This is a genomic window from Staphylococcus sp. FSL K6-0223, assembly GCF_038008285.1.
In genome coordinates this window covers 1,089,284-1,104,460 of sequence record NZ_JBBOYX010000002.1, presented here as the reverse complement: position 1 = coordinate 1,104,460, position 15,177 = coordinate 1,089,284, and the positions used below count along the sequence as shown (strand labels likewise).

At 32.5% G+C, this 15,177-nt stretch carries 16 protein-coding genes; 9 read left to right on the top strand and 7 right to left on the bottom strand.

Annotation, left to right across the window (positions count from 1 at the left end):
- Positions 1-68: 68 nt before the first annotated feature.
- From MHI13_RS16255 to sroA, 4 genes are all read right to left on the bottom strand, one after another.
- Positions 69-1,025: a hypothetical protein gene (locus MHI13_RS16255; RefSeq protein ID WP_064210407.1), complete on the bottom strand. Its 957-nt coding sequence runs from the start codon at positions 1,023-1,025 to the stop codon at positions 69-71.
- A 232-nt stretch (positions 1,026-1,257) separates the two neighbouring features.
- Positions 1,258-2,187, bottom strand: coding sequence for a DMT family transporter (locus MHI13_RS16250; protein ID WP_064210408.1), 930 nt, complete (start codon positions 2,185-2,187; stop codon positions 1,258-1,260).
- A 220-nt stretch (positions 2,188-2,407) separates the two neighbouring features.
- Positions 2,408-2,632, bottom strand: coding sequence for a DUF2922 domain-containing protein (locus tag MHI13_RS16245; RefSeq protein WP_002433204.1), 225 nt, complete (start codon positions 2,630-2,632; stop codon positions 2,408-2,410).
- Positions 2,633-2,646: 14 nt separating this feature from the next.
- Entirely contained in the window at positions 2,647-2,853 is a 207-nt protein-coding gene (gene sroA / locus MHI13_RS16240; RefSeq protein WP_002433430.1) for a sigS mRNA-stabilizing protein SroA, read from the bottom strand.
- A gap of 138 nt (positions 2,854-2,991) precedes the next feature.
- Between sroA and MHI13_RS16235 the strand changes: the two genes are divergently transcribed.
- The 9 genes from MHI13_RS16235 (at position 2,992) to MHI13_RS16195 (ending at position 11,974) form a co-directional block, all read left to right on the top strand.
- Positions 2,992-3,549 (top strand): tyrosine-type recombinase/integrase, encoded by a 558-nt coding sequence (locus MHI13_RS16235; protein ID WP_047797071.1) that lies wholly within the window; start codon positions 2,992-2,994, stop codon positions 3,547-3,549.
- Between the two features lie 26 nt (positions 3,550-3,575).
- Positions 3,576-5,978 carry a Na+/H+ antiporter Mnh2 subunit A gene (mnhA2, locus tag MHI13_RS16230; protein WP_064210409.1) on the top strand — a complete coding sequence of 801 codons (2,403 nt, stop codon included), beginning with the start codon at positions 3,576-3,578 and terminating at the stop codon, positions 5,976-5,978.
- Complete coding sequence (mnhB2, locus tag MHI13_RS16225; protein ID WP_002433258.1) at positions 5,965-6,390, top strand: Na+/H+ antiporter Mnh2 subunit B; 426 nt, start codon at positions 5,965-5,967, stop codon at positions 6,388-6,390. The genes mnhA2 and mnhB2 overlap by 14 nt, the downstream gene beginning before the upstream one ends.
- The gene (mnhC2, locus tag MHI13_RS16220; protein ID WP_002452627.1) at positions 6,387-6,731 is read left to right on the top strand and encodes a Na+/H+ antiporter Mnh2 subunit C; all 345 of its coding nucleotides are present in this window, start codon (positions 6,387-6,389) and stop codon (positions 6,729-6,731) included. The genes mnhB2 and mnhC2 overlap by 4 nt, the downstream gene beginning before the upstream one ends.
- Positions 6,721-8,220, top strand: coding sequence for a Na+/H+ antiporter Mnh2 subunit D (gene mnhD2 / locus MHI13_RS16215; protein WP_103157104.1), 1,500 nt, complete (start codon positions 6,721-6,723; stop codon positions 8,218-8,220). The genes mnhC2 and mnhD2 overlap by 11 nt, the downstream gene beginning before the upstream one ends.
- Positions 8,221-8,703, top strand: coding sequence for a Na+/H+ antiporter Mnh2 subunit E (mnhE2, locus tag MHI13_RS16210; RefSeq protein WP_016898376.1), 483 nt, complete (start codon positions 8,221-8,223; stop codon positions 8,701-8,703).
- A complete protein-coding gene (gene mnhF2 / locus MHI13_RS16205) occupies positions 8,700-9,002 on the top strand; it encodes a Na+/H+ antiporter Mnh2 subunit F (protein WP_002433104.1) in 303 nt (100 codons plus the stop codon). Before mnhE2 ends, mnhF2 begins: the two co-directional genes overlap by 4 nt.
- Positions 8,977-9,447, top strand: a complete 471-nt coding sequence (gene mnhG2 / locus MHI13_RS16200; RefSeq protein ID WP_064210410.1) for a Na+/H+ antiporter Mnh2 subunit G — start codon at positions 8,977-8,979, stop codon at positions 9,445-9,447. The genes mnhF2 and mnhG2 overlap by 26 nt, the downstream gene beginning before the upstream one ends.
- A 487-nt stretch (positions 9,448-9,934) precedes the next feature.
- A complete protein-coding gene (locus MHI13_RS16195; RefSeq protein WP_002452630.1) occupies positions 9,935-11,974 on the top strand; it encodes a cation:proton antiporter in 2,040 nt (679 codons plus the stop codon).
- Between the two features lie 601 nt (positions 11,975-12,575).
- Here MHI13_RS16195 and mntC read toward each other — a convergent pair.
- The 3 genes from mntC to MHI13_RS16180 are packed head-to-tail and all read right to left on the bottom strand — an operon-like array spanning position 12,576 to position 15,091.
- Positions 12,576-13,505, bottom strand: coding sequence for a manganese ABC transporter substrate-binding lipoprotein MntC (gene mntC, locus MHI13_RS16190; protein WP_002433468.1), 930 nt, complete (start codon positions 13,503-13,505; stop codon positions 12,576-12,578).
- Positions 13,502-14,338 carry a metal ABC transporter permease gene (locus MHI13_RS16185; protein ID WP_002433425.1) on the bottom strand — a complete coding sequence of 279 codons (837 nt, stop codon included), beginning with the start codon at positions 14,336-14,338 and terminating at the stop codon, positions 13,502-13,504. Before MHI13_RS16185 ends, mntC begins: the two co-directional genes overlap by 4 nt.
- Positions 14,339-15,091 carry a metal ABC transporter ATP-binding protein gene (locus tag MHI13_RS16180; protein ID WP_030059002.1) on the bottom strand — a complete coding sequence of 251 codons (753 nt, stop codon included), beginning with the start codon at positions 15,089-15,091 and terminating at the stop codon, positions 14,339-14,341. It abuts the gene before it with no gap.
- Positions 15,092-15,177 lie beyond the last annotated feature (86 nt).

Sequence of the window (15,177 nt, the reverse complement as noted above, 5' to 3'; positions counted from 1 at the left end):
TATAATTTTTCTAAATTTAATAAAAATAATGCTGAAAAGTAAACATTTTGAAATGTTATTTTCAACTTTTAATGACTAAAAGTGCTTACCATTTTATTAGTAGGATGCTTAATTACATTCTCATTAAGAGCTAAACCACTTGTTATAGTGATATACCCACTTTTAGAAGATTTTTTATATTTTATTTCTCTTTTTACAATTTTTTTATTATTCATTACTAAAATAAATTTGTTATCTATAATACTTGTTTGTGGTAGCTCGATATCATTAGATATTAAAGTTACTTTAAAATGTGTGTCGATAGGATACTTAGCTTTGGTAGTTAATACTACTTGGTAATAAGAAGTGTTATTTTTTACCTTATTTGGTACTGTTGCAATTTCTTTCACTTTACTAATGAATTGAATTTTATCACGAGTAGTTACAGAAATATTTTGATTTATTTTTAATAAATTTATATCAGATTCTGATATATTAGCATGAATAACCTTTTCCTCGCTATCAATTTGCATTATCTTATCAGTTGCTTTTGAAGGGTAACGATTGATGATAGAGACCCTTCCATTAATAGGAGAGAAGTGAGTTGTGTGAATAGAATTTTGAGTTTGAATAAGCTGAGAATACAGTAACGGTGAGGTTAAGAAAGGATTATTTTTTAAATATGAAGGTGTATGATTGGGGAGTTGAATTTGATTAAGAACACCTTTAAGTGTTTTAAATTCTTGTTCCTTTTCGTAATTATAATATTCAAAAATCGGTCTTTTGGCGGATATTTTATCTTGATGTTTAACTAAGAAGCGGCTGATTTGTCCTTGTGAAGGATTGAAGTAGATAGAGTAGCTTTGGAAAGGAGTTTGAATGCCATCCGCGGTAAGTAACCGTTTAGGCTGAGCTTTAATGATTTGAGTAGACTTTAAATTATTATCATCTGATCGTATTTTCGAATAAGTATGATAACCAAAACCTAAACTTGTAAGAACCAAAACTAGAATTAATAGTATAAGTATGATGCGCTTATTATTCATAGATGTTCACCTCATGATGTTATGATAAAAATATTATACAATATTAATTTATTTCTAAATAGTTTTTTTACCTATAATCAAAAGATAACTCTTTCATTCTTTCTAATTTTTACAATAATTGAAAAAAGGTTATTTATTCACTTCAAAAATAAAGAAATTCTAAGCTCTACAGGTAGAGCTTAGAATTTTAATAAGATGAAGATTAATTTAAAAGAATGATATAAGGTAGACTTTAAAATAAACGTAATAGAATAATTCCGATTGCAATACATATTAACCCACACACTTTACGTGCTGTAATTTTATTTTTAGGAGAGCCCATTAAACCAAAATGGTCTATTATAATTCCCATAATCATTTGGCCTAGCATTGCGACAATCGTTGTAAGCGCAGCACCTAAAAAAGGCATAAGGATAATATTAGAAGTAACAAAAGCCATGCCTAACATACCACCGATAAAGTAGACAGGCTTAATGCGTCCAAGCACATCATGTGTAATACTAATTTTTAAAGTGCGATTAAAAAGTAAAGTTAAAATGAATAAAGCTGTCGTACCTATCGTAAATGATACTAAAGACGCAAAGATTGAAGAATGTGTCTGTTGAGCAAGTGCGCTATTAATTGTAGTTTGGATCGGTGGTGCCGAGCCAAATACGAGTCCAATCGCTAACCATAAGATGAAGTTTGAATTCGTTTGATGATGGATTTTACGATTCGGGACATAATTCATTAAAAGAATACCGAAGATTAAAAAAATAATCCCAATTGCTTTAAAAAATGTAAATGGTTGTTGTGAAGCACCAAATAATCCAAATGTATCTATGACTACACCCATAAGTATTTGTCCTGTCACAGTGATGACTACTGTAAGCGCAGCACCTAATCTAGGTAATAATAATAGGTTTCCTGTTAAAAATATAACGCCCAGTAATCCTCCAACAAACCATGTATAGTTAAATGTCTGTCCTGAGAAGAATGAGGTTGTAAATACATGTGGATTAATAATAAGGTTAAGGATTAATAAACATAACGTTCCTACCGCAAAAGAGATGGTTGAGGCGTAAAATGATGAACGTGTAAATTGACTTAACCTTGAGTTAACTGAGGTTTGAATAGGAAGCAACATTCCCACAAATATACCTAAGAGGTATAAGAATATCATTTGTGATACCCACTTTCTCGAATTAATAATAATATGATACCACTCATATACTTGAATCTAAATAGAATGTTTGATTATGTATTATGGTACATTTTAATTCTCTAGTTTAAGAATATATATGTATAATGCATATAATAGTAATAAAAACATCACTAATGATTCTTTTTTTCTCTCATTAATGATGTACTTGTTAGTAAGAAACAATTCTCCCTATGACTTGTTATTTTTTATCTTCGAAAAGGATAGTCGTATTCTTATCAATGATTTGAGCTGAATAAGCTTTGACAGGTTTACCTACATTTGATTTTAAAATGCCTAATTCTAAAATTTGATTCATACTTTCTTTAACTAATTGTTCTGTCAAAACAGCGTCAAATTTTGTTAACTGTAATTTTACTGGCTTGTCTAAACTCGTTTTAAAGATGAGTTCTAACGTTTTTGACATATTCCTACTCCTCCTTAGATTAATGCTTCTGTCTTTGTGACTTCAACTTTGTCGTACTTTTCTCCAGTTAAACGTTCAATAATGTTACTGAAAGTTCTTATTTGATCATTGGACGTAGATGGATTTAAGTTAGAGAAACGACGTTTTTGTTCGACTACTTTCCCTTCAGAGTCATGTTTAATTTGTGTAAAGAGTGCAGTCACTTGATTAATTTCATTCATCTTTAGCACCTCCTTTCACTTTATATATCGTTTGAAAATGAAAAAAAGGTCACTTTATTTCTAAATTTCAGGCAAAAATTTTTGATGTAACTTAAATATCATATATCATTAAATGAGAAACCTTAATAAGGAGGACGTATGAATCAAGTAGATCCAATTAAATATAAAGAAGAGATTCATCAAATGTATCAAGTATTACAAGAACGGTCACAAAGGGATTATTTGTTTTTTAAGTTCGCAATTCATACAGGAATTAAACTGACAGATTTGTTAAATATGAAAGTAAAGTACCTTAAAACTTCTGAAATAGGGAATATAAAAACATCTTGGATAATAGATGATGAGCCAACTATTAAAATTAAGTTGCCATCTGAATTGCGAAACGAATTAAAACTTTACATAGAGGATTGTAAATTGGAAGATGAAGAACTTATTTTTCAATCTACGAGGACGCATCAATGTCTTTCAAGACAACAAGCTTATAGAATAATAAATCGTGCTGCTGAACAATTAGGTATGAAACATATTGGACTGACTACATTAAGAAAGACGTTTGCCTATCATGCCTATCAAGCAGGCATTTCAATCTCAATTATTCAGAAATATTTGGGACATCAAACAACTCAAGAAACTATAAAATTTATTGGGATTCAAGATAAATCGATTCATCAAACTGTGATTGCACTTAACTTATAAAAAAATATATTTAAAGGAGGCTTTAAATGAGTCTGATGTACCTTATGGGCGTGCTAATAGTTGTGATGATTCTAGTTTTACTCACTTTGAGTCATCAAATACTTAAAAAATATGCTGGTTACTTGTCGTTACTAGCGCCCATCATTTCATCTGTTTATTTCATTACACAAATACCAAATGTCTATCACCATCATTTCACTTCTATTCATATTCCATGGATGTCTTCAATAGATATCAATTTAGATATGAAATTAGATGGATTAAGTTTAATGTTTGGTTTGATTATCTCTCTTATAGGTGTAGGTGTATTTTTCTATGCTACACAATACTTATCACCTCAAACTGATAATCTGCCTAGATTTTTTGTCTATTTATTATTATTCATGTTTAGTATGATTGGCATCGTTATAGCGAATAACACTATATTAATGTATGTATTCTGGGAATTAACGAGTGTGTCTTCTTTCTTGCTTATCTCTTATTGGTATAACAATGGTAATAGCCAACTAGGGGCCATTCAATCATTTATGATTACCGTATTTGGTGGATTAGCGTTATTAACTGGTTTTATTATGTTATACATCATTACCGGTACAAATAATATCTCAGAAATACTAGCTCAACGTCATGCGATTGAGAAGCATCCATTGTATATCCCAATGATGCTCATGCTATTGTTAGGAGCATTTACAAAATCAGCTCAATTTCCATTTCATATATGGTTACCGAAAGCGATGGCTGCACCCACGCCAGTGAGTGCATATCTTCATTCAGCGACTATGGTTAAAGCTGGTATATTCTTACTGTTTAGGTTTACGCCATTATTAGGACTAAGTGATATATATGTATATATTGTTACGTTTGTAGGACTTATAACCATGCTTTTTGGTTCGCTTACCGCATTACGACAATATGATATTAAAGGCATTTTAGCTTATTCTACTATCAGTCAACTCGGTATGATTATGTCTATGGTAGGTATAGGTGGGGGCTATGCACAACATACCTCAGATCATTTGTCAGAGTTTTACGCTTTAGTCCTTTTTGCTGGCTTATTTCATTTGATGAACCATGCTATTTTTAAATGTGCATTGTTCATGGGTGTTGGTATTATTGACCACGAGTCAGGTACGAGAGACATTCGTTCACTCAATGGGATGCGTCATGTCTTTCCTAAGATGCACATTGTTATGTTGCTAGCTGCTCTTTCTATGGCAGGGGTCCCATTTTTAAATGGTTTCCTTAGTAAGGAAATGTTCTTTGATTCACTTGTAAAAGCTATTGAACTAGATCAGTTTGGAATTAGCCTTACTATCATAGTTGTTGCATTAGGTGTGATAGCAAGTATTTTTACTTTTACTTATGCACTTTACATGATTAAAGAAACATTTTGGGGACAATTTAATACTGAAAAGTTTACTAAGAAAAGTATTCACGAACCATGGTTGTTTAGTTTACCTGCTATGATTCTTATGGTACTTATACCAATTGTATTCTTTATACCTAACGTTTTCGGACATAATATACTTATACCTGCATTAAGATCGGTATCTGGTGTTGGAACTCATGTAGACAGCGTAGCACCTCACATTTCACAATGGCACGGTATCAACCTTCCATTAATATTAAGTGTCATCGTTATTGTGTCAGGAATTATTTTAGCACTTGCTATAAATTGGAAATCATTGACACATCGAATGATTAAACAAGCTTCAATCACAGATACTTATCGACGTGTTTATAGAGAGTTTGAATCTTATTCAGGTTATGGAATAAGAAGCTTAATGAGTGCTAAACTCAATTATTATATTATGATTACGTTACTCATATTTGTAGCAATTATTGCATATGGCTATCTTTCGGTTGGTTTCCCTAAAGTTCATGATTTACATGTTTCATCTTTTGGACCGCTCGAGATTATCTTATCAATCGTTACAGTAATCATCGGTATTTCTCTTATATTTATACGTCAACGCTTAACGATGGTTATTTTAAACGGTATTATCGGGTTTGCAGTGACGCTTTACTTCATTGCAATGAAGGCGCCTGATTTAGCTCTCACACAATTAGTGGTTGAAACCATTACGACGATATTGTTTATCGTGAGCTTTTCAAGATTACCAAATATTCCAAGAGCAAAAGCAAACTTGAAGAAGGAGACGCTTAAAATTGTAGTTTCACTTATAATGGCTGTTTCTGTTGTTTCTCTAATTTTTATCGCTCAGCAAGCGGATGGTATGCCATCGATTTCAAAATTCTATGAAGATGCCTATAAATTAACAGGTGGCAAAAATATTGTTAATGCTATATTAGGTGATTTCAGAGCGTTAGATACTTTATTTGAGGGATTAGTATTAATCATTGCAGGTTTAGGTATCTACACACTACTTAATTACAAAGATAGGAGGGGACAAGATGAAAGAGAATGATGTGGTATTAAAAACGGTCACTAAGATTGTTGTTTTCATTCTATTAACATTTGGATTTTATGTTTTCTTTGCAGGACATAATAATCCAGGTGGTGGATTTATTGGCGGCCTTATCTTTAGTTCAGCTTTTATCCTTATGTTCCTTGCCTTTGATGTTAAAGAAGTATTGATTAGTTTACCTATAGATTTTAAGAAATTAATGATTATTGGATCATTAGTATCTGTGTGTACGGCAGTAGTTCCTATGTTCTTTGGTAAACCAATCTTATACCAAACTGAAGCTAATGTGGCTTTTCCATTATTAGGACATGTGCATGTTACGACTGTAACGTTATTTGAATTAGGCGTATTACTTACAGTGGTAGGTGTTATTGTGACAGTTATGTTGTCCATAAGTGGTGGTAAGTCATGAACTTGATACTTTTACTAGTGATAGGATTTTTAGTATTTATAGGAACGTACATGATTCTATCCATTAATTTAATACGTATTGTTATTGGTATTTCTATTTATACTCATGCAGGTAATTTAATTATTATGAGTATGGGCAAATATGGTCCACATATGTCTGAACCATTAATTCAAAATAATCATTCGAATTTTGTAGATCCATTATTACAAGCCATTGTACTTACTGCGATTGTAATTGGGTTTGGTATGACTGCATTCTTACTCGTATTAATTTACCGAACATATCGCGTGACGAAAGAGTATGAAATTAGTGCATTGAGGGGTGAAGAAGATGATGAGTAACTTATTGATTATGCCAATGCTTCTTCCTTTTTTATGTGCTTTGATTCTAGTTTTTATAAAAAATAAAAATCAAACATCGAAAATACTCTCAATTACGACTATGATTGTTTCGACTTTAATTTCTTTAGCATTGCTTATCTATGTTGTGAACCATAAGCCAATCACATTAGATTTTGGTGGTTGGAAAGCACCATTTGGTATTCAATTCCTTGGCGATTCACTGAGCTTACTCATGGTTACAGTATCGTCATTTGTTGTGACGTTGATTATGGCTTATGGATTTGGTCGAGGTGAAAAGCGTGTAAATCTTTTCCATTTACCAACTTTTATCTTATTACTTACTGTTGGTGTAATAGGTTCATTTTTAACCTCAGATTTATTTAACTTATACGTTATGTTTGAGATTATGTTACTCGCGTCATTTGTGCTTGTAACATTAGGCCAATCAGTTGAACAGTTACGTGCTGCCATTATTTATGTAGTACTTAACATTATTGGCTCATGGTTGTTTTTATTAGGTATCGGTATGTTATATAAGACTGTTGGTACTTTAAATTTCTCTCATATTGCATCACGCTTGAACCATATGGAAAGTAATCAAACTATCACGATTATCTCACTCGTCTTTTTAGTCGCTTTTAGTTCTAAAGCTGCTTTAGTGATATTTATGTGGTTGCCTAAAGCTTATGCTGTGCTCAATACAGAACTTGCAGCTTTATTTGCAGCGTTGATGACAAAGGTCGGCGCATACGCGTTAATCCGCTTCTTTACCTTATTATTTGATCATCATCCTGGTATCACACATCCATTACTCGTTTTTATGTCATGTATTACGATGATAATCGGTGCATTTGGTGTAATCGCTTATAAAGATATTAAGAAAATTGCTGCTTATCAAGTTATATTATCGATTGGTTTTATTATCCTAGGATTAGGATCTCATACACATGCTGGAGTGAATGGTGCAATTTTCTATTTATCAAATGATATTATCGTTAAAACTTTACTTTTCTTTATTATAGGTAGTCTCGTTTATATTTCTGGCTTTAGAAATTATCAGTATTTAAGTGGTTTAGCCAAAAGGGAACCCTTCTTTGGTGTTGCATTTATTGTGATGGTATTTGCAATAGGTGGTGTACCTCCGTTTAGTGGTTTCCCAGGTAAGGTGCTTATATTCCAAGGTGCGATTCAAAACGGTAATTATATTGGTCTTGCTTTAATGATTCTGACTAGTCTTCTAGCGATGTATAGTCTGTTTAGAGTCATGTTTGTAATGTACTTTGGCGATACTGATGGTGAAGAGGTCAAATTCAAAGAGATTCCTCCTCATCGTAAAGGTATTCTTGGTATTCTAGTTGCCGTTGTACTTGCTATGGGTATTGCTGCACCAGTTGTCTTAAAAGTGACTGATAATGCTACAAACCTCAATATGAAAGAACATGTTTTCCAAGAGAATGTTAATTCGCATTTGAAGGAGGTTGAAAAATAGATGAAACAAGTGGTACTTAATATTGTCATCGCGTTCCTTTGGGTTTTATTCCAAGACGAGGATGAATTTAAATTTACAACCTTCTTCTCAGGATTTTTAATTGGTTTAATTGTCATCTATATCCTTCATAGGTTCTTTGGGGAAGAATTTTATCTCAAAAAGATATGGGTAGCGATTAAATTTTTAGCAATATATCTCTATCAACTATTAACATCAAGTATTAGTACGATTAATTATATTCTGTTTAAAACTAAAGAAATGAATCCTGGTTTACTTTCTTATGAGACTTCTCTAAAGAATGATTGGGCAATTACATTTTTAACTATTTTAATCATTATCACTCCGGGTTCAACAGTGATTCGCATTTCTAAAGATACGAATAAGTTCTTTATTCATAGTATTGATGTTTCTGAAAAAGACAAGCAAAATCTTTTAAGAAGTATTAAACAGTATGAAGATTTAATCTTGGAGGTGACACGATGATAACGTTAATCACACAATGTTTAATTATAAGTGCATTAATTATATTTGGTGTTGCTTTACTCGTGTGCCTTTTCAGATTAATTAAAGGACCAACAACAGCTGATAGAGTGGTCTCATTTGATGCGACAAGTGCAGTTGTAATGTCTATAGTTGGTGTGTTGAGTGTCGTATATAATTCGGTTTCGTTCCTAGACTCAATTATGCTCATTGCCATTATTTCATTTGTTAGTTCGGTATCTATTTCTAGATTTATCGGAGGAGGTCGAGTCTTTAATGGAAATAACAAAAGAAATCGTTAGTCTCATCTCAGCGATATTTATATTTTTAGGAAGTATCATTGCATTGATTAGTGCGATTGGTATTGTAAAGTTCCAAGACGTTTTTTTACGTAGTCACGCCTCTACAAAGAGTTCAACTTTATCAGTATTATTAACTATTATTGGTGTCTTAATATATTTCACGGTCAATCAAGGATTCTTTAGCGTTCGTTTACTTTTATCATTGGTTTTCATCAACCTTACTTCTCCTGTTGGAATGCATTTGGTAGCGCGTGCTGCCTATCGTAACGGTGCGTATATGTACCGAAAAGATGACGTCCCTAGGCAATCTTCAATATTGTTAAGTCAAAATGAGTTTAATTCACCTGAAGAATTAAAATCTCGTGCGAAACTAAGAGAACAACGTAGGGAAAAACTTTATTATAAAGAACGTGAAAAAGAGAGAAAATTTGACAGTGAAAATTAATCATAACCGTTAACGTATAAGAGTTAATCTATATATGTTAATGGTTTTCTTTTTTAAATAAGACTGAAGTATGAATATGGAAGAGAAGAGAGCTATTTATTTAAGCATTGATACAATTAATGATAAAATTATAAATAAGAATAATTGTAAAATTAAGTAGTAAAATGTTGGTTCAATGAGATTACACATAAACATTTTCTCGTTTGATGAAACGAATTTGTGATTATCTTAAATGAAAATGTTCATGTTTGATTTCACTGATAACTGGAATATGCATCATTGAAATAGATAAAATATTCTAAATAATCAATTTATACTTAATATATTTAAGCAATAAGAATAAGCAATCTCTTTTTTCTTCTTGTTATCTCCCTCTAATGTAGATCATTCAAATGATGCATCTCTCTTATATGCAATGTGTAAATAGGCATATATGTGCTATTTGTTACTTAATTTTCAATTAAAAAAATAATAAAGAGGTGAAAGTTTGGAGATATTTGAAACTTTACTTATTTTTACTACAGTAGTTATCGTAAGCTCCTTTGTCCATACTTTCATACCAAAGGTACCTCTTGCGTTTATTCAAATCGTTCTTGGAATGATTTTATACCTCACTCCAATTCCAGTTGAATTTAACTTTGACTCAGAACTATTTATGGTCACATTAATTGCCCCATTATTATTTGTAGAAGGGGTTAACGTTTCAAGAGTACATTTAAGAAAGTATATTAAACCTGTAATGATGATGGCTTTAGGTCTCGTTATTACAACAGTGATTGGTGTAGGATTGTTCGTACATTGGATTTGGCCCGAACTACCGATTGGTGCAGCCTTTGCAATTGCAGCAATTCTCTGTCCTACAGATGCTGTAGCAGTTCAAGCAATCACTAACGGTAAGGTGTTGCCTAAAGGTGCGATGACGATTCTTGAAGGTGAATCATTACTTAATGATGCAGCCGGTATCATTTCATTTAAAATTGCTGTAGGCGTATTAGTCACAGGTACGTTTTCACTTTTCGATGCGGTACAACAATTTTTAATTGCATCTATAGGTGGGGCAATTGTAGGTTTACTTATAGGTATGGCACTTGTTCGTTTTCGTTTAACTCTAATGAGACGAGGCATTGAGAATATTAATATGTTCACATTTATACAGTTATTAACGCCATTTGTGACATATCTCATTGCAGAACTGTTTCATGCGTCAGGTATTATCGCAGCTGTAGTAGCCGGACTCGTCCATGGATTTGAACGAGATCGTATCGCTCAAACACGTACACAATTACAAATGAGTTATAACCACACATGGAATATTCTAGGTTATGTTTTAAATGGTTTTGTCTTTTCAATATTAGGTTTCTTAGTACCTGAGGTTATTGTGAAGATTATTAAGACGGAACCACATAATTTACTATTCTTAGTAGTTATCACTGTACTAGTCGCTTTAGCGGTGTATCTCTTCAGATTTGTATGGGTATATGTGCTTTATCCTTATTTCTATTTATCAGTCAGTCCTTTCCAGAAAATGATATCAAAAGACGATGACGATAAAGCCCCAGAGAAAAAACCTAAGAGAAGCTTATATGCACTTATTATGACGCTTTGCGGTGTACACGGGACAATTTCACTAGCAATCGCATTAACATTACCTTATTACTTGGCAAATCATCATTCATTCCATTATAGAAATGATTTATTATTTATTGCGTCAGGAATGGTCATCATTAGCTTGGTCATTGCTCAAGTATTACTTCCTTTAGTTACGCCTAATAAACCAAAAGTGAAATTAGGTAATATGACATTCAAAGAAGCAAGAGTATATATTTTGGAACATGTGATTGATTATTTAAATCAGAAATCTACATTTGAAACAAGTTACCGTTATGGAAATGTGATTAAAGAATATCATGATAAACTCACGTTCCTTAAAACAGTTGAAAAGGAAGATGAAAACTCTAAAGAGTTAGAACGTCTTCAAAAAATTGCGTTTAATGTAGAAACAAAAACATTAGAACAACTTGTTGATGATGGTGAGATTACAGATAGTGTACTTGAAAACTATATGCGCTATGCTGAACGTACACAAGTCTATAAACAAGCGTCACTATTTAGAAGGATTACAGTTGTTTTAAGAGGAATGTTATTGAAACGCCGTGTTAAAACTAAAATAAATTCTGCATCTTCTTTAAGTGTTACAGATAACTTACTTGAATTAGGTAAAATAAATAAATTAGTTCATTACAATGTAGTAAGTAGATTGTCTAAAGAGGCAACAACAGATAACAAACTAGAGATTGGTATGATATGCGATGGTTATCTTATGCGTATAGATAACTTAACTCCGAATAATTTCTTCAATTCTCAAAGTGAGGATACGATTACTAGAATTAAGTTGAATGCTTTAAGAGAACAGCGTCGAATTCTTCGTGAATTAATAGAAGATGAAGAAATTACAGAAGGCACAGCATTGAAGCTTAGAGAATCTATCAACTATGATGAAATGGTTATCGTTGATAGTATGACATGATAAAAATATACGTTTGTTTATAAATTTTCTAAAAAAGAGCCCTCACTCATAAAGTGGTGAGGGCTCTTTTACATATATCATCATAAAAAAAGTTGCACTAATCTCAACATAATTAGTGCAACTAATGTCTCCATGGGGGAGGATTGAATATCCATGGAGGTAGCTTAGTGATAGATGAAGCTATCACATCAAGTGATTATTTGTGGCTTCAGTAACTACTCAGAGTTGAATAGAACTGTTATGTACTACTCGAGGATTGATTGAGATGTTAAGATTAGTAGCACATTGTTAGTTTCCTTCTATTGTTTATCGCTCGAAAACAACAAAAAGAATGAGTGATTTCCGCTAAAATATTTACTCTGTAATTCGTGAGAGAGTGGGGCTCAAATAAGTTTGCGAAATATCCCCTTAACTAACACCACCATATCGTGTGTAAAAAAGATGTAGTTTATATTATAGGAGGGTAATATAAATGAAAAAACACACGATATGGGACTGCTAGTTACAAAATAATATATAAAAGTTCTAGAATTATCACGGATGAACATGACTTATGATTAATCTTCTACACTTTCTTACGTGTTCATCCGTGTATTTCTAGTTATTTCATACTGCCATGAATTGTCTCGATGTTGGATTTCATCATTTTGTAGTATGAATCACCTTTAGTGCCTTCTTTACCTATAGAATCTGTAAATACTTCTCCATAGATATCCTTATTTGTCTCTTCTGATAAACTTTGCATGGCTTTTTTATCCACGCTTGTTTCAACTAATAGATGTTTGAGATGGTTGTCTTTAACGAAACGAATAGCTTGTTTCATTTGTCCTGGTGTACCTTGCTTTTCAGTATTGATTTCCCAAATATAGCCTGGCTTCACTTTAAATTGTTTAGCAAAGTATTTAAATGCACCTTCACTAGTCATCATAGCTCGATGCGCTTTAGGAATATCATTGAATTTGTTTTTACTCTCTTTATTTAACTTTTTGAGTTTAGCTAAGTAAGTTTTTCCGTGGTTTTTATACGTAGATTGATTTTGTTTATCATGTTGAATTAGCGTTTGTTGAATTGTTTTAACGTATTTAATACCGTTATCTAAACTTAACCAAGCATGTGGATCTTGTTTGTTCTTGTTACCATTTTCACCGTTTAAGTAAATAGGTGTAACATCTTTAGATGTAGCAACAACGCTCTTGTCTTTAGTAGATTTGCCTGCTTGTTTGAGCGCTTTTTCAAACCAACCATTTCCTGTTTCAAGATTTAACCCATTATAGAAAATAACATCTGCGTCAGTTAAAGCTTTAATGTCTTTGGGTTTTACTTCGTATTCATGAGGGTCTTGACCGACTGGTACAATACTATGGACTTCGACCTTATCACCGCCGACATGTTTGACCATGTCATATAAAATTGAGTTGGTTGTTACAACTTTTAACTTACCTTCGGTAGAGCTATGATCCTTGTTATGTTGATTCCCACACGCGGCAAGAATCATGATAAATATTAATGCTAAAGCAAAAATCTTCTTCACGTTAAAGCGCCTCTTTTCTGTCTGTTATTCATTCTCGTAATTGCTAACGTTATAACGTAAATAGTAAATGTACAAATCACAATTGTAGCACCACTTGGGACGTTATATATATAACTAAAATATAGTCCGGTAATTGAACTGATAATACTAATAAGACTGGCAATAATCATCATGCTGTACAATTGTTTACTAATCAAAAATGCAGTTGATGCAGGAGTGATAAGCAAAGCCACTACAAGTATGATTCCGACCGTTTGAATACTTGCAACTGTGACAAGTGCTAGTAAAAGCATGACGAAATAATGGATGAGTGTTGTGTTTAAACCGCTCATACGGCTAAATGTTGCGTCAAAAGTAGATATCATTAAAGGTCGATAAAATACAACTATAAGTGTTAGCACACTCATTCCGATAATGATAGTTGTCCAAAATGATTGATTGGTTATAGCCAGTAAATTACCAAATAAAATATGGTATAAATCTGTCGTACTATTGATTAAACTTATAATAATGACGCCTGTTGCTAGAAATGCAGTAAAACTAATACCTATCGCTGCATCTGGTTTTGTCTTGCTTTTAGAAGTAATAAATCCAATAAAAAGACTGGCAATCATACCTGTTACTAATGCACCGATGAACATTGGAATATTGAATAGGAAAGATAGCGCAACGCCTGGTAACACCGCATGGCTCATTGCATCTCCCATTAGAGACAGGCCTCTAAGTACGATAATACTTCCTACAGTACCGCACACAATCCCTACTAATATAGAAGTGATTAATGCACGATTTAAAAATTGATAACTGAGTAAATGATTAAAGAAGTCTAACATTTAACACGCACTCCCTTGTAACTGTGACGATTGAAGTGGTGATAAATCATTATCAAAATTCATGAAAGTTGCATTCAATCGTTCAGAAGTTAAAGCTTCTTTTGGTGGTCCTATATATCTTAAGGATTGATTGAGTAATAAAATACGGTCAAAGTACTCCTCAGCTTTTGATAAATCGTGATGTACAATTAATATCAACTTACCTAAATGTCTAAGGTGCTTAATTTTTTTCATTATTAATTCTTCGCTGTAGATATCAATACCTACAAAAGGCTCGTCAAAACAATAGATATCACTCTCGCTCATTAATGCTCTCGCAACAAGTACACGTTGTAATTGACCACCACTTAATTCTGAAATTTGTCTATGACGCAAATCATCTAATTCTAAATCTTTAAGTAATTGGTTGAGTTTCGCTCGCTCAGTAATTTCTGGACGTTTAAACCACCCAATGTCTTGATAACATCCTGAAAGCACCACTTGTTCTACTTTGATAGGGAAGTCTAAATCTAATTGAGCTTTTTGAGGAATGTAAGTAATATATCTGAGTTGAGTATGTATAGGGCGATCGTATAACAATCTAGTTCCCGTCGCTTTAAATTCCCCGATAAAAGCTTTGAGCATTGATGATTTACCTGCTCCATTGGGACCTACGATGCCGACGATTTCACCACATATAGGTAATGAGAATGACACGTCTTTAAGGACATGCTTTTTCCCTAAAAATAAATTTAATTGATCAATTTTTAGCAAAAATTATAACCTCCTAATAAAAAGTTTAGGCTAACCTAATTTATTTTATAATAAACGTTGAAGTTTTAACATGTCAAGTGAATTCG